General features: G+C 44.9%; 17 protein-coding genes. 7 read left to right on the top strand and 10 right to left on the bottom strand.

The features are described from left to right. Positions 1-50: 50 nt before the first annotated feature. The gene (locus FS373_RS00805; protein ID WP_152828861.1) at positions 51-860 is read right to left on the bottom strand and encodes a hypothetical protein; all 810 of its coding nucleotides are present in this window, start codon (positions 858-860) and stop codon (positions 51-53) included. Between the two features lie 300 nt (positions 861-1160). Here FS373_RS00805 and FS373_RS00800 point away from each other — a divergent pair, with 300 nt between their 5' ends. Beyond that, positions 1161-3071, top strand: coding sequence for a DUF3604 domain-containing protein (locus FS373_RS00800; RefSeq protein ID WP_152828860.1), 1911 nt, complete (start codon positions 1161-1163; stop codon positions 3069-3071). Between the two features lie 263 nt (positions 3072-3334). Here the strand turns inward: FS373_RS00800 and FS373_RS00795 are convergent, their stop codons facing one another. The 5 genes from FS373_RS00795 to FS373_RS00775 form a co-directional block, all read right to left on the bottom strand. After that, positions 3335-4042: an IS6 family transposase gene (locus FS373_RS00795; protein WP_152828859.1), complete on the bottom strand. Its 708-nt coding sequence runs from the start codon at positions 4040-4042 to the stop codon at positions 3335-3337. A 279-nt stretch (positions 4043-4321) separates the two neighbouring features. Next, entirely contained in the window at positions 4322-5293 is a 972-nt protein-coding gene (locus FS373_RS00790) for a PstS family phosphate ABC transporter substrate-binding protein (protein WP_144047541.1), read from the bottom strand. Between the two features lie 240 nt (positions 5294-5533). Further along, the gene (phoR, locus tag FS373_RS00785; RefSeq protein ID WP_152828858.1) at positions 5534-6841 is read right to left on the bottom strand and encodes a phosphate regulon sensor histidine kinase PhoR; all 1308 of its coding nucleotides are present in this window, start codon (positions 6839-6841) and stop codon (positions 5534-5536) included. A gap of 82 nt (positions 6842-6923) precedes the next feature. Further along, complete coding sequence (phoB, locus tag FS373_RS00780) at positions 6924-7613, bottom strand: phosphate regulon transcriptional regulator PhoB (protein WP_144047542.1); 690 nt, start codon at positions 7611-7613, stop codon at positions 6924-6926. A 193-nt stretch (positions 7614-7806) separates the two neighbouring features. Further along, on the bottom strand, positions 7807-8766 hold the full coding sequence (locus tag FS373_RS00775) for a porin (RefSeq protein ID WP_144047543.1): 960 nt from the start codon (positions 8764-8766) through the stop codon (positions 7807-7809). 292 nt (positions 8767-9058) lie between these two features. Between FS373_RS00775 and rdgC the strand changes: the two genes are divergently transcribed. Then, positions 9059-9970: a recombination-associated protein RdgC gene (gene rdgC / locus FS373_RS00770; protein ID WP_144047544.1), complete on the top strand. Its 912-nt coding sequence runs from the start codon at positions 9059-9061 to the stop codon at positions 9968-9970. A 67-nt stretch (positions 9971-10037) separates the two neighbouring features. Here rdgC and FS373_RS00765 read toward each other — a convergent pair whose 3' ends face one another. Then, positions 10038-11843, bottom strand: coding sequence for a M61 family metallopeptidase (locus FS373_RS00765; RefSeq protein WP_144047545.1), 1806 nt, complete (start codon positions 11841-11843; stop codon positions 10038-10040). A gap of 168 nt (positions 11844-12011) precedes the next feature. Here FS373_RS00765 and FS373_RS00760 point away from each other — a divergent pair, with 168 nt between their 5' ends. The 5 genes from FS373_RS00760 to FS373_RS00740 all read left to right on the top strand — a co-directional run bounded on the left by FS373_RS00760 (position 12012) and on the right by FS373_RS00740 (position 18744). Beyond that, positions 12012-14174 (top strand): tetratricopeptide repeat protein, encoded by a 2163-nt coding sequence (locus FS373_RS00760; protein WP_152828857.1) that lies wholly within the window; start codon positions 12012-12014, stop codon positions 14172-14174. Positions 14175-14308: 134 nt separating this feature from the next. Beyond that, positions 14309-15865: a GGDEF domain-containing protein gene (locus tag FS373_RS00755; protein ID WP_144047547.1), complete on the top strand. Its 1557-nt coding sequence runs from the start codon at positions 14309-14311 to the stop codon at positions 15863-15865. A 102-nt stretch (positions 15866-15967) separates the two neighbouring features. Then, a complete protein-coding gene (gene ppnN, locus FS373_RS00750) occupies positions 15968-17320 on the top strand; it encodes a nucleotide 5'-monophosphate nucleosidase PpnN (protein WP_144047548.1) in 1353 nt (450 codons plus the stop codon). Between the two features lie 103 nt (positions 17321-17423). Further along, complete coding sequence (gene xni, locus FS373_RS00745; RefSeq protein ID WP_144047549.1) at positions 17424-18197, top strand: flap endonuclease Xni; 774 nt, start codon at positions 17424-17426, stop codon at positions 18195-18197. A 160-nt stretch (positions 18198-18357) separates the two neighbouring features. After that, positions 18358-18744, top strand: a complete 387-nt coding sequence (locus FS373_RS00740; protein ID WP_144047550.1) for a DUF3192 domain-containing protein — start codon at positions 18358-18360, stop codon at positions 18742-18744. A 227-nt stretch (positions 18745-18971) separates the two neighbouring features. On the opposite strand, the gene FS373_RS00735 is transcribed toward FS373_RS00740, so the two are convergent. The 3 genes from FS373_RS00735 to FS373_RS00725 form a co-directional block, all read right to left on the bottom strand. Beyond that, on the bottom strand, positions 18972-19718 hold the full coding sequence (locus tag FS373_RS00735) for an SDR family oxidoreductase (RefSeq protein WP_144047551.1): 747 nt from the start codon (positions 19716-19718) through the stop codon (positions 18972-18974). 216 nt (positions 19719-19934) lie between these two features. Continuing rightward, complete coding sequence (locus tag FS373_RS00730) at positions 19935-20399, bottom strand: methyltransferase family protein (protein WP_152828856.1); 465 nt, start codon at positions 20397-20399, stop codon at positions 19935-19937. A gap of 93 nt (positions 20400-20492) precedes the next feature. Continuing rightward, complete coding sequence (locus FS373_RS00725) at positions 20493-21155, bottom strand: MarC family protein (protein WP_144047552.1); 663 nt, start codon at positions 21153-21155, stop codon at positions 20493-20495. Between the last annotated feature and the right edge of the window lie 192 nt (positions 21156-21347).

Here is a 21347-nt window from a genome sequence, read left to right as displayed (position 1 = left end):
TTGCTAAAGCTTGGTTTCAAGCCACTTCAAATGAGCTTAGCTGTTAAGAATTAAAATCCAGGTAAGATTGCACGCACCATGAAGCGAAACTCCCAATCTGCCGCGCCTTTTACATGTTTATAAACTTGCGGTCCCCAACTTACTGGCATCTTTCCAATCCTGCTCATATGAGAAAAACCGCCCCCAATAGGCACATCCCACTTATCATCATCTTTTGTGAAATCCGCAACGATTAACGGCGTAGAGGTGAAAATCCATCCTCCTTTCTCACCAAAGTCATAATTAACAATAGGTTGGAAGGTGAAGGTGTTAATGTCTTCAGCCGCGTTATCGCCATTGACATCCCAAACTTGAGTGGCAAGACCGCCGATAACCCAACGCCCTTCGGTGAGCACTAAGCCACCAGATAATCCGGCGCCCCAGCTGTCTTTACCTAGTGCGCTATTGCTGTGGGTGGGAATTTGAAAGATGGGACCAAAGCCTGCGCGCAGACCTGGGCGTACATTGGTGGCAAAGACGATGTCTAAAGTGGTATCGCCCACCCCTGATTCATCTGGTATTTCAAAGTCATCAATAGGAATAATGGCGCGAGCAATACCGTACCACTCATCACTGCCAAAACTAAAAGGCACAACAGGCTGTATGAGTATGGCGTTGTTGTCTTTGCCACTATCTGCAATGTCTGTGTATTGGTTGAAAAAGATAGGCATACTGATGATTTTTGCCAAAGGGTCTTGTGCCTCCTTGGACAGTTTATTTAACTCTTCATCAGCGATAGCGCTTGCAGATATCACCATGCTTGCAGCCATTGTGGTGTAAATGGCGACACATTTAGCCACTGAACTTACCGTTAACTTCATTTTTATTCTCCCTGACGTGAAATTGCTCACAAAAGACGCTCAATAAAGAGAACATGGCTTTAAATGCTAATAAAAGCAACAAATAAACTGCCACACTATTGAAACATTGTGTAAACACAATCACCCTGACTTGTTAGCATTCCAGGTGTTAATTATCTCTGTGTCATTAAAGTAAAATGCCGTTAATCGAAAAAATAAGCAGAGACCGCACCTTAAGTGCCAACCTCTTTTGATAAAGAATGGTTACAACAAACGAAGATTAAGCCACCTTACATAAACATGAGCGAGAGGATGAGTCAGATGAACAAGTCTATTTTGATACCAACACTATTAAGCATCACTATCACCACGATATTGTCAGCCTGCTCGCCTCTGGAGAGTAAAGAAAACCAGGACAGAAGCGCCACAGAGCAATCGACTCAAGCAGCAAGCAACACTGCCCCTAAGCAAGAGACAAGCGATACTAATCAGTCCGTGGCCGTCAATCCCTCTAAGGATGTGTACTTCGGTGAGACCCATATGCACACCGCTTTCTCACTGGATGCTTATCTCGGTGGTACACGCTTAACCCATGAAGATGCCTACCGCTATGCTCAGGGCGAAACCATTAACCTGATGGGCCGAGAGCTGAAACGTCATCGCCCGTTGGACTTCATCGCAGTAACTGACCATGCTGAATACATCGGTGAAATGTATACCAATTTGACCGAAGGTGCAGAAGGGCACAACCAAAAGTTGCTCAAAGAGCTACGGGGCATGACAGATATCAAGGACCGTGAAGCTTGGTTTATGAAGTACGTTATCTCCAGTAATCGCGGAACCCATCCAGCTCACCCTCCCTTCTTCACCGGTCCCGAGTCAGTCAAGAGTGCCTGGAAAATCATGCAGGAAACGGCGGACAGATATAACCAGCCCGGCAAATTTACCGCCCTTAAAGCCTTTGAGTGGAGCGGTGCTCCCGGAGGCGGTAATCTGCATAGGAACGTGATTTTCCGCGACGCTCAGGTACCCGATGCCCCCATCAGCTATATTGATACCAACCGCGAAGATGGATTATGGCAGTGGATGGCCCAGCAAGAAGCCAAAGGTATGAAGCTGCTGGCGATTCCCCATAACTCCAACGCCAGTAAGGGCATGATGTTCCCCAGTGTCGATGCAGAGGGCAAGCCTATCGACCTTGAATACGCCCAGACCCGTCAACATTTCGAGCCTTTGATGGAGATGATGCAAGTTAAAGGTAACTCAGAAGTCCATAGACAGTTCTGGCCAGAGGATGAATTTTCCGACTTTGAAAATGCCGATTCGATTCAAAAAAACAGTGGCCGAACCTTTCACAAAAAAGACTTCGTTCGTGAAGGCTTAAAAATGGGACTCGCTTACGAGCAATCCCTCGGCGTCAACCCGTTTAAATACGGCACCATAGGCGGCACAGATAACCACAATGGTCTGCCCTCCGCTGTTGCTGAAGACAGCTTTATCGGAGCCCATGGTGGTGACGATGGCAGCGTAAAAGCCCGCCGAACAGGCAAAGTCGTTGGGTGGATTGATGGCAAGGACCTCAGTATCGACACCCTAGCCGGCGTCTGGGCAACCCAGAACACCCGCAGTGGTTTATGGGATGCGATGAAGAGCCGTGAGACATATTCCACCACGGGGCCGCGCATCAAGGTGCGTTTCTTCGGTGGCGTCGAACTTCCAGCAAAACCTAAGAACGGTCAAGAGCTGGTCCAGCAAGGTTACGATTTAGGCGTGCCTATGGGCAGCGACTTGCCTTCAATTGGCTCTGCTCCGACCTTTACCGTCCACGCAATGAAAGACCCTGACGGCGCGAATCTTGACCGAATACAGATAATCAAGGGTTGGGTCGATGTTAAGGGAAAGACATATGAAAAGATTTTCGATGTGGTCTGGTCCGATAAACGTAAAAAGGGTGAAGATGGCAAGCTTACACCAGTGGGGAATACCGTCGACCTGACAACAGCCAAGTACACCAATACCATAGGGGCAACGGCCCTTATCGGCAGTTGGACCGACTCTGAGTTTAACCCAGAACAGCACGCTTTTTATTACACTCGAGTCATAGAAATACCAACGCCTCGTTGGACCACCTATGATGCAGTGAGAAGTAAGCAGCCTCTGCTAGACGACGTGCAAGCCAGCATTCAGGAACGCGCCTGGACATCGCCCATCTGGTATAAGCCTGCGGGATAAGTTTGTTTGCGGTAGTAATATCGCACAAAGCACAGACTTTAGGTAATTGCCTGATATATAGTAAAATTTAAAAGGAGTTAAGATGAAAAACACACGATTTCTCATACTTGTGTGCTTGATGTTTCCTGCAGTGTCGGCTGAAGAGGGGTTAGCAGAAATCTCAAAAAATTGAGCGACCCAACATCGAATACCTGGGCACTTTTTACGGCTCTGTTGCAAAGATTGAGCCTAGCCCGAAAGTACTCCGGTTATCTGGATGATTATTAATAGTTTACCAGTGCATTGGTGATTAGACGGATCTCTCCTGCTATTCCTTGACCGGATAACCAGGTATTGAACTGCCCTTTTTTAAACATGTGCATCACTTCAAATCCTTTGATAGTGGCATAAGCCGTCTTCATCGATTTGAATCCTCTCACAGGATTGATGAGCCTTTTCAGTTTTCCATGATCAGCTTCTACCGCATTGTTCAGGTATTTAATTTGCCGGTGTTCAAGCGCTTCAGGACATTTGCCTTCTTGCTTTAATTCCGTAATGGCTACACCGTAGGAAGCGGCCTTGTCGGTATTGATGGCGGAGGGACATTCCCAGCATTTGAGCCCTTTCAAAGCTTTACCCAAAAACCGTTTAGCCGCCTTAGCATTACGTCTGGACGATAAATAAAAGTCGATGGTATGACCTTGTTTATCGACAGCCCGATACAGATACACCCATTTGCCTTTCACTTTGATGTAGGTTTCATCGACCTTCCTGCTTAATCCTGCTTTGGGCTTCCAATACCACCTTAATCGTTTTTCTATTTCTGGCGCATAACGCTGAACCCAGCGATAAATCGTACTGTGGTCAACATTGATACCACGCTCACTGAGCATCTCTTCGAGTTCTCGATAGCTGATCCCGTATTTACAATACCAACGTACAGCCCAAATGATAATGTCGTGGGAAAATTGTCGATACTTAATGAGTGTCATGAGATAGCAGGCCTAAAACAAAAGAGGAGCTTAGCTGATTCGACGATCTTTGCAACAGAGCCCATTTTGAAAGAGCTGCTAACAGTTTTAAATGATGCTGTCATAAAGCAAAAAAACCGCCGATTAAGGCGGTTTTTTATTTTCCTAACGGTTACGTGTGGTCAATGTGTGGACGCCTAAACTATGGTTCCATTATAAATCAATAACTTACAAGCTTACAGCAAGCCTCAGATGAGGCCTTTTGAACATTATCAGTCTAGCGATATGAAGATTGTAGACTTAAAGGCGAATGCCCGCTTTGGCTAAATCTTTAGCTGTCACACTAAGTGGTAGTGGCACATAACCATCTTTCTCTACGATTTGCTGACCTTGCTTAGACAGTGCAAACTTCAAGAATTCACGGTCCATTGGTGATAGGTCTTTGTTCGGATGCTTGTTCACATAAACATATAGATAACGTGATAATGGGTAAGTACCGCTTGCCGCATTAGCCGCATTAGCTTCGATATACTTAGTCCCCTTCTTCGCAATGGCCACCGCCCTCACGCCTGCAGTCTTGTAGCCGATACCCGAGTAACCTATGGCATTGAGTGACTGAGACACAGACTGAACCACAGATGCAGAACCTGGCTGCTCATTCACGTTTGCCTTGAAGTCACCTTTACACAGTGCTTTCTTCTTGAAGTAACCATAAGTACCCGATACTGAGTTACGACCATAAAGCTGTACATCACGAGCAGACCAACTACCTTCCAGACCTAAGTCGCCCCAACGCTTAACATCGCTGCCACCACATTTATGCGTCGCAGAGAAGATGTCGTCAATCTGTTCGATGCTGAGGCCTTTAATTGGGTTATCTTTATGGACAAATACCGCTAAGGCATCGATAGCGACACGAATCGCCGTTGGCTGGTAGCCATAATGCTTCTCGAACGCTTCAATTTCGTTAGGCTTCATCTTACGGCTCATAGGACCGAACTGAGAAGTCCCTTCCGTGAGCGCTGGAGGCGCAGTAGAAGAGCCAGCCGCTTGAATTTGGATGTTCACGTTAGGATACATCTCTTTAAACTCTTCGGCCCAAAGCGTCATCATGTTAGCCAGAGTATCTGAGCCTACAGAAGATAGGTTACCCGATACGCCGCTTGTTTTTTCATAAACAGGTAGTGACGGATCGATTGCAGCAATTGATGCTGCAGAGAATAAACTAGCGGCTGTTAAACTAACCGCGCCGACAAGCTGTTTCAGTTTCATTCTTTGCTCCAGTGTTAAGCGTACTTGCTCATTAATTGAATTAACATTTAAGTTGCAGCCAGTATCTGTTTCTATGATGACAAGTCTATTACTCTGGTGTGACACTTAGATGACAATGTGCGTTTTAAGTGAATTTTTAATGTCTGGTTAAGCTATACACGTTAGTGGCCTCCGATTACCCTGAGCAAAAAGCAGACTCAAGGTCTGCTTTTTTGTGAACTCGCTAGCCCAATCACTTTTTTAATCGGTGTGGTGAGTCCCTTCGATGAGATTCGTCGGGATAACGAAGCTGAATGTACTGCCCTTGCCAAGTTCACTCTCAATCATTAACTCACTCTGATGATTACTCAGGGCATGTTTAGTGATGGCCAGGCCTAAGCCTGTACCGCCTCTTTGACGGGTTCTGGCACTGTCCACTCGATAGAAGCGCTCGGTTAACCTGCCGATATGCTGGGACGCAATACCATCACCACTGTCGGTGACGCTAAACAAGCCACCTGTCGCGACTCGTTTCCAACATACCCTTATCTGACCACCGGGCTCTGTATATCGAATCGCATTAGATATGAGGTTAGAGCAAGCACTCCTAAGCTCAATTTCATTGCCATAGAGATGATAGTCAGCCTCACAATCAAAACTCAAATTGTATCCCCCCTGAGACAAGGCATTGGCTTCCTCTTTTAACACCTCGATCATATGGTCCATATTGATAATATTGCTTAAATTTAATTCAGCTGAATCTTCTATTCTGGACAGGACTAAGAGTTGTTCGACCATAGAGCGCATGCGATTGGTTTGTTGCTGCATCTGGTCCATCGCCTTAACATTTGGCGAGCCAGGTTCTGCCATGGACTGCATCATCTCCAGATAACCTTGCAGCACTGTGAGTGGGGTTTTCAGCTCGTGAGATACGTTAGCGACAAAATCTTTGCGCATCCCCTCGAGTTGCCTCACCCGAGTAATATCTCTGGCGATAAGCAGGAACTGACCCGTGCCATAGCCCATGATACGGATCTCCAGAATGCGTCCCTCAGAGAGTGGCGATGCCAACTCGAATGGCTCTTGATAGGCAGCTTTCTTGAGGTAATGAGAAAAATCAGGATGACGAATTAAGTTATCGATTCTCTGGCCGCTATCCAGTGGCCAAACGAAACCCAATAACAGCTGGGCAAGCTTGTTACACCAGATGATGTTGTGCTCAGAATCTAACACCACAGCAGCATCGGGAAGTGCCTCTGCGCCTTGCCTGAAGCGACCAAGCAGGAACGCTAATTGGGAGACACGTTTACGGTTTTTCCCCTGAAGGCGATAAATACCATTGAAGACACCTTCCCAACTACCGCGACCATTTGGCGGGGTTAGCCTTCTGTCACGCCATAACCAGAAGTTGAGCCTGGAGAGCTGGCGATAATGCCAGAACAGCAATGCCAGAGTACCGATCAGGAGAACCCAGACAACTTCGCCCAGGAGCAGACCAAGAATAAAACATAACACCAGATAGGTTACTAATCGAGATAGTAGTCGATAACCCGAATATGAATCAAACATAGAAATTGCATCGAAACCATAGGTAAGAGACGGGCACAAGATAACCTAAATTAGATCTCGTGCCTAACGCTTTCAAGCTAAGTTACAGTCTCGTTGAGAATCGGTAACCGGCACCACGAACCGTTTGAATCAGACGATCGTGTTCAGATGGCTCAATCGCCTTTCGTAAGCGCCTGATATGCACATCGACCGTTCTGTCTTCAACATAGACATTGGTGCCCCAAACATTATCGAGTAACTGCTCACGACTGTAAACCCGCTCAGGATGAGTCATAAAGAAATGCAGTAACCTGAATTCTGTCGGCCCCATATCCAATACCAGATCCCCTACGGTCACTCTGTGACTGACAGGGTCTAACATAAGCCCCTGAACATCGATAGGCTCTTCTGAACTGGTAGGAGAGCTGCGGCGCATCACTGCCTTGATTCTAGCCACTAACTCTTTCGGAGAGAATGGCTTAGTGATGTAGTCGTCGGCGCCCACTTCCAGGCCGCGCACCTTATCTTCCTCTTCACCACGCGCCGTGAGCATGATAATAGGGATCTGACGAGTAAACTCATCCTGGCGCAGACGCTTTGCAAGTTGGATCCCGCTACCGCCTGGAAACATCCAGTCTAATAAAATAAGATCGGGATACGGCTCCGATATCATGTCTAGTGCGGAATCGAAATCTTCCGCCGATGTTGTGGTAAAACCATGTTGCTCTAGAACAAATGTCAGCATCTCTCGGATAGCCAACTCATCTTCAACAATTAATATCTTAGCAGTCATATGCAATCTTCTGTCAGTGAATGTTCGCGCTTCTATTATTGGTCAGTTTTATTACAAAATTATGATCGGCTAGGCATATATTGTCATAAAGTGCAGATTATTGTCATAAAACTTATATCAAAGGGTAAAAGTACAGCATAAAAAAAGGAGGCCTAAGCCTCCTTATTCTCGCTTTGTTCTTTAATCAGAACAGTTAGAACTTATGTTCGATACCAAGACCTAGGAACTTGTCATCGTTTTCAACGTTTTCGTATGAACGATTAGTATAGAAAGCAATAAGCTTAGTCGGCTTACCTAGCTTGTAATCGGCGCCCACTGTCCATGAATCACCCTTGTTTTCCATGTCCTGATACTGAGTTTTAAGTACCACAGCATCGATAGTGTAAGACGCGCTTAAAAGGTAACCTGTGTAGCTGTCTCCATCGAAAGGATTAACGACATCATTATCATCGTATTCATAAACCTTCTCTTCCTGTTGATACATGGCGCCAAGCTTAAATCCAGCAATCTTGCCTTGAACCGTTGCACGAGCAACTTGGTAGCCCTTAACGTCTGAATCATAGGCGATAGAAGCATAGATAGGTGACTTCTTAAGACCCTTGTCACCATACATGGCAGCCAAACTGTATCCATCTTGCTCTAACTGGTCACTGTCACCACTTGCCGCATAAGTCACACCAAACTTAAAACCACTGAAAGAAGGCGTAATATACGTGGCGGTCTGGGCCAGGCGGTTTTCACCCTTAAATAGGTTCTTGATATCGCCAGACATATCGTTAAACAGGTCGACTTTACCTTGGGACTGCTTAAGCTGGGTATCGTTACGACCCACAGCTATTGAACCAAAACCGCCTCTGAGACCCACAAATTGGTTACGGGCCTTGAAATTCTCTTTGTCATCATCACCGGTATCAACTTCATACTCGATAGTATAAAACGCCTCTAATGAACTGCTAAGCTCGAACGCCCCCTTCACACCAAAACGTGACGCGTTACTTTGAATCGTAGTCTCTGAATCACCGTTAACATCATTAGACTGAGCCGTGATGTTCAACTTACCGTAGACAGTGAGAGGATCTGCCGCATGTGCAGAAGCTAGAGTGGCGGTAGCAAGCGCAGAAGCTAGTAAAGTTTTACAAAAAACGTTCATCATTTAATCCTTTCGACGTATCTGTTCGTCTGGGTTATTGGTTTGGACGGCCAGAAGTTTGCAATGTTTCTGTTGCAGTTTTATTTCAATCTAGATCAATTTTCATAAAAAACCAGTAACCAAGAGAAAAAATAAAAACAAACCCCATATACATCAAGGGATACAGAGCAACAAAACCGAATGTGACAGTTTTATGAATTATCCTGAACCTTGCCATATTCATAAGTACTTTCGGGTTTACCAGAGAGTGACAATGTCTTACACTGCGGCTTCATTTTTTGATTGAGCGCCTATTATGTGGTTTAAGAACCTGACTGTTTATCGTTTTAATAAACCTTTCTCTGTTGACACTGAGGCTCTTGAAAAGTCATTGGAAGACTTCACTTTCTCTCCATGCTCAAGTCAAGACATCAGCAAATTCGGTTTCTCTAATGCTCTGGGGAAACAGGGGCAAACTCTGGTTCACAGTGCCAGTAACAGACACCTAATCTGTGCAACTAAAGAAGAAAAAATCCTTCCTTCACAAGTGGTTAAAGAAGCCTTAGAAGATAAAGTCGCTCAAATCGAAGCCGAAGAAGATCGCAAACTCGCTAAGAAAGAGAAAGACGCATTAAAAGACGAAATAATCATCACCTTATTGCCGCGCGCCTTCTCAAGACGTAGTCAAATTCGCGCCCTGATCATCCCTGAGATTGAGATGATCTTGGTCGACAGTTCGAGCGCAGCTAAGTCCGAAGAGTTTTTGGCTTTGTTACGTAAAGCTATGGGCTCTTTGCCGATCATCCCTCTGAGTTTTAAGGCGCCTATCGAGAGTCAATTAACCGATTGGGTTAAGACTAACTCGACGCCTGCACCTTTCGAGATGCAAGATGAAGCTGAATTTAAGTCAGACTCAGATGAAGGTGGCATTGTCCGTTTCAAACAACAAGACTTGACCGAAGCCGAAGTGCTAGCCCATATCGAAGTGGGTAAGCAAGTTCATAAACTGGCGCTGCATTTCGGCGAATCGATTGCTTTCTTATTGCAATCAGATGCTGGCATCAAGCGCCTCAAGTTCTCTGAAGAGTTCAGAGCCGGCAATGATGAAGTGGGTACCGAAGATCCTATGGCCAGACTCGACGCCGATTTCGCCTTGATGGGTAGCGAGCTTATCGCCTTAATGAACTCACTGGTAGACGTCTTAGGTGGACTGGAAGAGAGTATCTAATACCTTAACCCGTTACAAAAAACCGCTAACAACTTCTGTTTTTAGCGGTTTTTTAATGGAAATCAGTTTAACTATCCGATTTTAATTCGCCATTATTATCGAACGGCCAATCGATACCTAACCAGGCTTTAAAGAAGGCTTTCTGACCTCGACTTGGCTTATCCACACTCAACAGCTTCAGCTTATCACTCTGCTGCTCACCCAGTTTCAGCGTCACCTGTTTGAGACGGTCATCGCTAAACAGGCTCACTACAATCTCAGCTCCCGGCTTAAAGTCTTTGATTCTGGAATCAAAACCTTTGCTGGTAACCTTCAGTCCATTGATGGCTACAATTTCATCCCCAAGCACGATGCCCGCATTCCAGGCGGGTCCATTACGCAAGACTTCCGCAAGTTTAAGTGAGTCACCGCTCAACTTAATTCCGACATAGGCCGTGGCTTTCGAGTCATCCCCATAACCAGGCTTTAAGCCGGCATTTTCTAGCAAGGAGGGAAAATCCAAGCTCATAGGTGAATTAACATGGGTCTGCCACCATGTTTGATAATCTTTACCCGACAGATCTTTTAAGATCTGTTTAACATCAGAAACTGAATAACCCGCTGGGATCTTATGCTGATTGTAGAGCGCTTTATGAACGTCACGATATGAATGAGCAAGATCTGTGTCATTGAGCAGTGAAAAATCCAGGGCCAAAGAAGCGAGGTAGCCTTCAGAGTAGATGTTAGCACTGTGGTTAACCGCATAATCTCCACCCGTGCTCGCCCATTTGCCGACGCTCGCTTCTTGCACCGACTGAACTTCACGCCCCGGCGTCCTCTCACTCTGGGCAATTCGCTTGGCTAAGTCTTCAAAAAATTCTTTAGCCGTGATCACCCCAGCTCTGAGTAACAACTGGCTTTGAAAATAGCTTGTCGAACCTTCGGCAATCCATAACAGTTCAGATATATTTTCTTTCTGGTAGTCGTAGGGCACCAAACCTTGAGGCCTGTAAGCCTTCACATTCCAGGTATGAATAAACTCATGGGAAGCGGTTTTAATGAAGCCTAAATAGTCTTCACGCTCTCGATAACTGAAACGAGGACGCTGAATCACAGTCGAGTTCAGATGCTCAGTTGCACCTCGGGCACCACTGGTGGCATGCACCATGTAGACATAACGCTCAAAAGGGTAGCCATCCCAGATAGCCCTTGCCTGACCACTAAGCTTGGTCAGATCGGTAACCATCTGTTCAATGTCATAGTTGCCCTCTCCCCACACGACCAATTCATAATCCCGGCCATCGGCGGAGAACCCTCTGTGATGACTAATTCCCGTCTCTATCGGAGAGTCCACCAACACATCATAATTGCTCGCCTCAAACGAATGAGGCTTTCCTCCAGGCTCCATACCTGAATAACTATTCCATTCATCTGGCACGACTAATTCGACCTTGATCTTCTGGTCCTTAAAATCAGGGCTATATACCAAGGTACCACTGGCATCCAAGAAAGCATGAGTTGCATCTATATGCCCAATCCTTTGACCTAATTGATTAGCATATAGCTGATAAGTCACAGTGACCGACGTTGGCTGTTCAAGCTCAACCGTCCACTCACCACTGGCACTTCGCGTATAGGGCAAGACCTTTCCCGACTCATCTTGCGCACTAAAATAGCGAATACCATCGGCTAAGGGTAAGACCTGATACTTGCCTGTTCGCCACACTGGAAGATTGATTTTCAGCTCTGTGGTTGCAGACTCTGGAAATCCCACCTCAACCTTAGCCAGATGATGCTGAGAGTCAGTGAGATCTATGCGATAGCTGACCTCAGCGAAAATTGATGAGGAAAAAAATGCACTTAAAGTTAAAATCAATGGGACTGCTGGTTTCACTCTTGATTCCTTCTGTTATGATTGTTATTTATTTTTATAATAAGATCGAGAGTATATCTCTATTTCGCAGACTCGGCATCACTAAAACCTATGCCTCTACGAGTCGATTTTGAGACAATACAATGACTGACCGAACGTCCCTTTAAGAGGGCAAGGTATCTGCTTCTTATGCGTATTTTTTTTGTATCTGTGATTTTTTTGCTACTTTTAGCCGCACCTTCGACTTACGCTCAAGATCATGTCGCCCTTGAAATTAAGTTAAAAGAATCGCCTGTCGAGCTGTTACAAGAATTACAAGCCTCAATCACCTTACCCATATCTGCCACTAGTCTCTCTGTTTTTGAACGAGTAGCCAGCGACCAAGGTTACCGAGTCGATGAGCTAAAATATAAACTGCAGCTGCTCACACGACTCTATCTCAGCACCTATGTGAAAGAGAAAGATAAATATCGTAAAACCGAGGCATTATTGTCGCTGCTGGAGATCATAGGAACCACAGCCTACGATGAAAGCTACCTACAAATGTTAAAAGGTAGATACATAGCCAGGAGTCAACATGATTACCAACAAGCACTGCCCCATTATGACCAAGCACTCAGCCTGATAGAGAGTGAGCAAGATCTGCAAGCCCAGCTATTAAAACAGCTCATCCATTATCATCTTGGCAGCTTACATCGTATCTTGCATCAGGATAAACTGGCGCTAATTCACCTAAAACTGTATAGAGACACGACCTATCAGCTTAGGACCGATTACCTGATTGCCCACGCAGAGTCCGCTTTAGGCGACTTCTATAATAAACGGGATCAGTTATCTTTAGCATTACAACATTACAGCGAAGCACTTAGACTCTCGAACCGTCAGGATAAACCTTTTCTCAAGGCTAATTTACAACTACAGCTGGCAAGGGTATATCGGGACCTAGAGTCTTGGGATGAAGCCACCCAATACGCCCATGATGCAGATGAAGGCTTTAAGGCACTTAATATGAATCGGTTACGTTCTCATTGCATGACAGTGATGGCTATGGTTCATGCCAATCAAAACAACTGGAATCAGGCTATCGATTACTATCTCAATGCCCAACAGCTCGATTACAAAGATCAAAATGTGATTGCTCAAGCATTAAATTATCATAATTTAGGCGAGGCCTATTTCAATAACGGCAACACCAAAACGTCTTTTGAATTTCTGTTTAAGTCCAATGCCATTTTTCTTGCCAGAAAGAGTAACCATTATCTTGTTTTTAATGACCTCTTGATTGCCCAAGTTGCCGTTGCCAATAAAGATTGGCTACTGGCGAAAAAACATAGCACCTTAGCCTTACACAATGCAGAGAATCTTAAGCTCAAAGATGAACAGATAGAAGCATTACAATATCAGTCTCAGGCATATAGAAACCTTAAACAGAGTGACAAGGCCCTTGCGACACTGGATAAGCTCATCGCCCTTAACTTATCCACGCCAGAGACACTAGATACTCCCACCGACTACACTTCATCGGTACTTGCCGAGCAAAAATTAAAGCTTGAAGTACATAAGCTTCAAGGCGAAAGAAGTGTACTCAGCACCCAGTTAACACGTTCGAGACTACTCTTGATCACCGCGGTGATTTTGGTGTGCTTAGTATCACTCATTGGAGTGAATCAATGGCGAAGAAAAAGCGTATTAGCAGTTAGCTTATTAGAGGCTAGAGGCAAAAGCGTTATCGAGCCAGTGAGTGGTTTACCTGGCTATAAAGGCTTCATCGAAGAGCTTGAGTCACAAAATAAAGACACTCCTCATGCCATAGCCTTAGTTTCACTGACGGGTCAATTAAACGCAGATATCAATCAAGGTTTTCAGTGCAATAACAACATGAATAAAATTCAGCTCCAAGCTCTGGCTCACAGTTTAGCAGGGAAGGTATACCTTATTCGGCCTGGATTATTTATTCTGTCTCTGAGAGAGCCTGTCACAGCCAATGAGTTATTGCAAAAGTCCCGTAACGCCATTGATAAAGATTATGGTGACACCTCTATCCATATAGGCATGCTGCCTCTTCCTCTGCTGATGGATCCCGACATTAAATTGTCTGCCGAGGTTCATTTTGGTGCAGTACAGATGACGCTAGCGGCCGCACTGAGTCTGGGGCAGGACACTGATTACTATGTTTCCATTAAAGCATTGAACTTTGCTCCAGCGGCTATCTTTGCAACACCGCTATATTTACACTTGGAAAAGGGCATAATGCGTGGGTTACTGAAGGTCGATACCAATGGTGACAAGAAAAAAATTCTATGGCCCAGGTGGAAAAGCCATGAACATCTGGATATAACAGAATTAGCCTAATCAAGATGATTAATAATCGCGCTAGACTAAAATGAGGTTTGCACTCCAAAGGGATTGCTATAACATTAGAAGTACAAATTTACATTTGAAATAATTTTTTCATTTTTTTGCCTTGAAGAAGTAGGACACGGTTAATGAAGGATTCGATGGCAAACACATCTCAGCTCAGTTTATTAAAGCAAAAACTTCATTCGGCTAGAGCCGCACTCGATAGCATGAACGAAGACAGAAATGATAAATTGAGGACACTAGTACAGTTTATTGGTCATCTGAGTCTTGCCTGCAAGGGACAAAGTCTTGAGCTCGATAATAAACTGGCTAAATTAAGACATCATTTTACTGATTTCGAGACAGTCGAAGAATCGCTACCTGAATTAGTTGAGGTTGAGCAGCTTCTTAAGCAACAATATAACCATGTCATGGTTCAACTCGAAGACAGTAGAGCCAGCTTATCCCGGGTCATCAGGCAGATACAGCGAGTCCAATCTGTTCCCGAAAAGGTCAAGAAAGAGATCAGTTACTTCAAGAAAGATCTCGCCAAGCCTTTCCATACTTTCTGGGACTATATCCCTAAAGTCGAAAAACTGGTTGGCTTTTATGAAAGCATATTGGAAGAGCAGCTGGCACAGGGTGATAAACTCGTCGTGCTCCCCAAGCATCGTCAACTGGCTCATGAACTCGCTCAAATGATCTCCGAGATCGAATTTCGCAAAGATCAGCGGGATCGAATACTCGTGCTCAAAGAGGTGCTTTCTAACGATATTGAAATAGACAGCCTCATCGATGCCTATCAGACAGTGCTTTCTCTGCTACTGGATAATATCGCAAGAGAGAAATCTGCTTCTCAGGAATTTCTCTATGCCTTAAACGACGCCCTGTCTGCAGTGAGAGAAGTGGTAAGTGACTCTTACAACAATAATCAACGCAGCTCTCAACTAAAAAAGCAGCTCAATCGTGAAATTAATACCCGCGTCGATAACGTAGGTGAAGCCATCATAGATATCGATGACATTCATAGATTAAAGTCTCAAGTCACAGAACAGCTAGCCTCGATTCGATCGGCTCTTGGACGCAAAGAGGCCCTCGAGGAGCGCGAACAAGCCTTACTTCGTAAATCTATGGAAGCCATGCGTAAAGAGCTTAACCAGCTAGGTAAGGAAGCCAATACCTTTAAAGAACGGCTATTTGAACAGCAGAAACTCAACTTACTCGATACCTTGACCCAGCTGCCTAACAGGGCCGCCCTCGAAGAGAGAATGGAACAGGAATATCGTAATTATCAACGTCATAAACAACCACTCTGGGTCGCAGTGGCCGATATTGATCACTTTAAAATAATTAACGATAGTTTTGGCCACAGTACGGGTGATAAAACCCTCCAGGTCATCGCCATGGCATTGAAAAATTCACTGCGTGATACTGAGTTTGTCGCCCGCTATGGTGGTGAAGAATTTGTGCTGATTATTCCTGATGTAAACTCCACAGATATTGAACAACTTTTGAACAGAGTGAGGGAGAAAGTAAAAAGTATTCCTTTTAAGTTTAAAAATCAGAGGATTACAGTTACAGTGTCTATAGGTGCTGCACAGATTATTAATAATGAGCTCATCAATGAAACCTTTGATAGAGCCGACGCAGCACTGTATCGAGCAAAACATGAAAGTAGAGACAGAGTGATCATTGACGTGTAGCCTATACCCGTAAGACTCTTAGATATCTTGATAGGCTGGCATCGTATGTAACGATGCCATAAATGCACATCATTGAACTCCAGTCACAGCGAAGGAGTTACTATGATTGTAAAGGTCAGCCCTAAAGGAAGCATGGATCAGCTTTCACAATTGGAAGTCGATCGTCTAAAACAAAGCGCAAAAAGCGAACTATATCAACTTTATCGTAACTGTTCATTGGCCGTTCTCGCATCAGGCCTACAGAGCGATAATGCCGAAAACCTGTTCGAACAATTCAATGATTTCAACATTAATGTTCTACGTCGAGAGCGCGGAATTAAGATTGAATTGACCAACCCTCCGGAAGCCGCCTTTGTCGACGGAAAAATAATCAGAGGCCTTCAGGAGCATCTATTTGCCGTGCTCAGAGATATCGTCTACGTCAGCAATAAATACGATAATCTCAAGCATATCAACCTGACCAACTCTAGCCATATCACCAACGTCGTTTTCGATATTTTACGTAATGGCCAGGTTATTCCACTGGAAGACCCCAACGTTGTCGTGTGCTGGGGTGGGCACAGCATTAATGCCATCGAGTTCCAGTACACTCGCGAAGTGGGCTATGAGCTTGGCTTAAGAGAGATGAACATATGTACCGGCTGTGGTCCAGGCGCCATGGAAGGCCCCATGAAAGGAGCAACGATAGGTCACGCAAAGCAGCGCATATCACAAGCAAGATATGTGGGACTCACAGAGCCCAGCATCATCGCCGCCGAACCTCCTAATCAGATTGTCAACGAGTTGGTGATCCTTCCCGATATAGAGAAGCGTTTAGAAGCCTTCGTCCGCTTAGGTCACGGCATCGTTATTTTTCCTGGCGGAGCAGGCACCGCCGAAGAATTGCTCTATCTACTCGGTATTTTACTCAATAAAGAAAACGAAGGCATGCCCTTCCCCTTGGTACTAACTGGCCCTAAAGAAAGTGCCGATTACTTTATCAAGATCGATGAGTTTATCGGGGCAACCTTAGGAGAAGAAGCCCAGAGTAAATACGAAATAGTCATCGATGACCCAGTGCAAGTCGCCAGAATTATGAGCCATGGTATGGATGTCGTCAAAGATCATAGAAAAAATACAGGCGACTCCTATCAATATAACTGGTCACTGAAAATTGAGCCCGAATTTCAGCTGCCTTTCAACCCCACTCATGAGATGATGAGCAATCTCAACCTGTATTTTCAGGATAACAAGGCGGAACTTGCCGCGAATTTACGCAGAGCGTTTTCAGGCATAGTCGCTGGCAATGTGAAGATGGAAACCATCAAGAGTGTTAAACAACATGGACCCTTCGAAATAAAGGGCGACCCTAAGCTTATGGCTATGATGGATACTCTCCTAAGCGCTTTCGTAAAACAACAGAGAATGAAGTTACCTGGTAGTGAATATGTTCCCTGCTACAAGATAGATAATTAAGCATAACCAAACGTGTAAAAGTCTGAGTTATAGCCAAGCAAGCCGGTAGTAATACGGCTTGCTTGGCTTGCTTTACCTAACAACCAAACGATAAAAACAATAGATGAACACTTTTTTAATTATTGATGGCTTAAACTTAGTCCGTCGCATCCATGCAGCGCAGCCCAATGAGAACGATACTAACGGACTCGATAACCGGGTGGCCTCAGCCTGCAAGAAGTTACTCAAATTCCACCAACCAAGCCATGCGGCGATAGTCTGGGACGGAAACGAGATCTCATGGCGAAAACACCTGTTCGAAGACTATAAAAAAGGGCGAAAACCAATGCCCAAGGCATTGTCTGAGTACTTGCCAAGTTTAAAGCTGCATCTTGCTAAAATACATGTTAACTCCCTGGATGCTAACTCCGAGGCTGACGATGTCATTGCCACCCTAGCAAGCAAACTCGCCGCCAGTGGTGGTGAGGCCATCATAGTATCGACGGATAAAGGCTTCACTCAGCTCAATCACCCTAAGATAAAAAGATGGGACCACTTTAACAAGGCCTATCTGACAGTAGAAGAACGCGAGCAGAAACTGGGGGTTCAACACTCGCAGTTTATCGATTATCTCGCCTTAGCCGGGGACAGCGGTAATAAGATACCAGGCGTTCCGGGTATCGGCCCGAAATCAGCCATTGAGCTATTAAAAATATTTCGCTCTCTTGCCAATATCTATTTGTCTATCGATGAAGTGGGGGCTAAACAGGCAAAGAAGCTCGAAGAGGGTAAACAGATGGCCAGACTTAGCTATAAACTGGTCCAACTGCAGACTGATATGCCATTAAAGGCCAATCTAAGCCAATTTAGATTGCCACAAGAAGCTGTAAGCAGCTAGGTCCACATCGGTTAGATTAGAAAAGAATACACAAAGTTGTAAACATTAAGTTACCTTCTTGTTGTTTACCTAGTAGCGTGAAGTGAGTATCTTATAGAGCTTCATAGGTATAATGTACCTATGTCATCCCGTTATTATGTATCAAGGACCCAGCTCGCAGATGAAATCTAAAGTTCCAGTCATTATCGGCTCTATTTTTGCTGCCTACACCGCCTTTGTCGCTGTCGTGGTACTCGTGTATGAACCGACCCCAGATGAGATGCACTGGGAAGACAGACAGGTTTACAACAATGCAAAATTAGCCGATATCACTATAGGCCAGAGCTTATCAGACATTAAACTATTAATGGGTAAGGCTGATTTTTCGGAAGCTAAAGTGACAGACGATGTTGCATTGCAGGTGCTCTTTTATCGAACTCATCATGCTCAATCCGATGGGGTAACCACCAGAGACGAGTGCACTCCGCTATTATTTAAGGATCAGAAACTGATCGCTTGGGGATCTGATACTTACGATCAATACCTTGCAGCAACCATAGGCGGCTAAACGCTAGTAATAAAAATGATAATCAACAGGCTAGCCATTAACTTTGCTCACTAGCTAGCCTGATTGAATTTACCCTAGCTTAATCTTTCAATAACACCTCTTGCCGCAACGCTTCTCTCCTAATTTCTGCTTCACGTCGTAGCGATGCAAAAATCATATCAAAAAAGCAGTTAACAAGGGTTAGAGATCTGCGGGATTAAGCTTAGAAGTCAAAATGGTAAATTAGCTCATCTACCACCGGCAAGATCCATAAAGGTGCCGGTCACATAGGAAGCTTCATCTGATAGTAACCAGGCAATGGCAGCCGCCACCTCCTCTGGCTCCCCACCTCTGCCCATTGGGATCATAGGCGCGAGGCGTTTCACTCTATCGGGCTCGCCCCCATCGGCGTGCATACCGGTATTGATAAAGCCTGGCCTGACACAATTAACCCGAATGCTATCATTTGCCACCTCAACCGACAGACCTCTAGTCAATGTATCGACGGCGCCTTTAGACGCCGCATAATCGACATACTCGCCCGGAGCACCGATTCTAGATGCCGCCGAGGAGACATTCACGATCGCACCACCATATCCTCCAGCAGAAATAGACATGCGTCTCACCGCTTCGCGGCAACAGAGGAAATAACTGGTGACATTATTAGTCAGTATTTTGTTAATCCGTTCTGCCGTCATATCAACTACTTTCATCTGCGGCATCAAAATGCCGGCATTATTGACTAGGGCTGTGATCTTACCCAGCTCTCGATCCAGTGTGTTGAACAGCTCAACAACCTCACGCTCAATGGATACATCCGCCTGCAGTGCCAAAGCTTCGCAACCTTTAGCCTGTAATTCAGCTACCAAGTGTTCAGCAGCCAGTTTATTTTGTTTGTAGTTAACCCCGATAGCATATCCATGATTCGCCAGATATCTTGCTGTCTCTGCGCCGATTCCGCGCCCACCGCCTGTGATCAGTGCTACTTTTTTCATTGCTGTCCTCCCGGGTTAACTTAGATTAGTGAAGTGATAGAAGCTAAAGCTAGCAAGTTAAACTAATGATTAAATTGATACTTAAAAGACCTTCTGATAATGCTCAACCTCAGGAAAAGGCTCATAGAAATTATTGCAACTTCCAGTATCATGTTTAATCCCCTTGTACACTAACTCACTGACTGATTTAATTAAAAGACTTGAGGCCAAGTTCAACTATAGCCAACGCCTGACGCGACTTCGATATGCTAGGTATTCATCACCAAATTTTTCAGTCAGATAAGCTTCTTCCGGTCGAATAGCCAGGTAATAGACAGATATACATGCCGGGATCACACTCAGCATTAACCAGATATGGCTGAAAAACAGGCCTCCCCCCAAAGGAATAGTACAAAATGCCAGGTAAATAGGATTACGGGAGTAAGCGTAGATACCCGTGGAGATAATCCTAGAAGTGGGCTTCCAGGGCTCGATATTGGTTTTGACCCGCTTAAAAAGCGTCGCTAAATGCAATAAAACCATGAGTCCAAATATGCTTAATGCCACACCTGTGTATGCTAATGCCACAGGAAAATGGATAGCTATGGGATAACTAAAGCCTAACCCTAGCCCACAAAACATAAAGAAGATAAACACCACAGGAGGCGGTATGCGTACCCCTGCACCTTTAGCATCATCCATCACTAATATCCTTATTTTGGCTCAACTTATCAATTTACCGGATGAACCTAACTCTCATTGACGACTGAAGTTAAGCTCATATTGCCAAGACTGTTAGATACCAAAGGCGCCTTTAATGCCCTCTATCGCCATCTGTGTTCCTATGACGGCGAGAATAAGGCCCATCATTCGGGTGATAGCACCGAGTGCTGCATTGCCTAAATAGCTAACCAGCTTTCCACCTGAGATAAAGAAACCGTAGGTGACAAGGCAAAGAACACCAAAGGCCCCTATGGTGATCAACATTTCCTCTATGCCCCCTCCCGCCGAAAAGCTCATGGCTGTGGCTATAGTTCCTGGTCCAGCTAAGATCGGCAGAGCCAGTGGGGATACCGCTATGCTCAGAGCAGCCTCACGTGCCTTAGCCTTATCACTAGCATTTTGTTTACTCTCACGTAATTGTTGATTATCCGGGTGATGCACGCTGGAATTATTTCCCTGCAGCATATGAAAACCAATCAAGAAAACCAGTAAGCCCCCCGTTATCCTAAATGCAGATAGCGATATTCCAAACAGGGTAAAAATATACTGACCAGCGAGTGAGAATAAGGTAATGATGATAAAAGCCAATAGCAGGGCCCTAAATGCGATGGCTTTCGTGGTTTGCTCATCTTCTTCCGAGGTTAATCCTAAAAATATTGGCACATTCGCAATAGGATTCATGATGGCGAAAAAACCCATAAACACAGTCCCCATGTGCAACCAAAGTCCATCCATATTGTTCTTTCCTTAAAGCAGAGATAAATGAGTATATTCTTGGGGTGGATTATATTTCGTCAGCCCATATAGATAACATCAGCGGGAAATAATCACAAACACTAAAAACTTAGGAGCATCCTATCCCTAATATCAGAAACTAGATTAAAATCTGAACATTGGGAAGAAATATGCAGGCTGATAGCTCAGGCC

This window comes from Shewanella sp. YLB-07 (assembly GCF_009377275.1).
The sequence above is the reverse complement of the archived record's forward strand: the minus strand, read 5'-3'. Positions and strand labels throughout refer to the sequence as shown.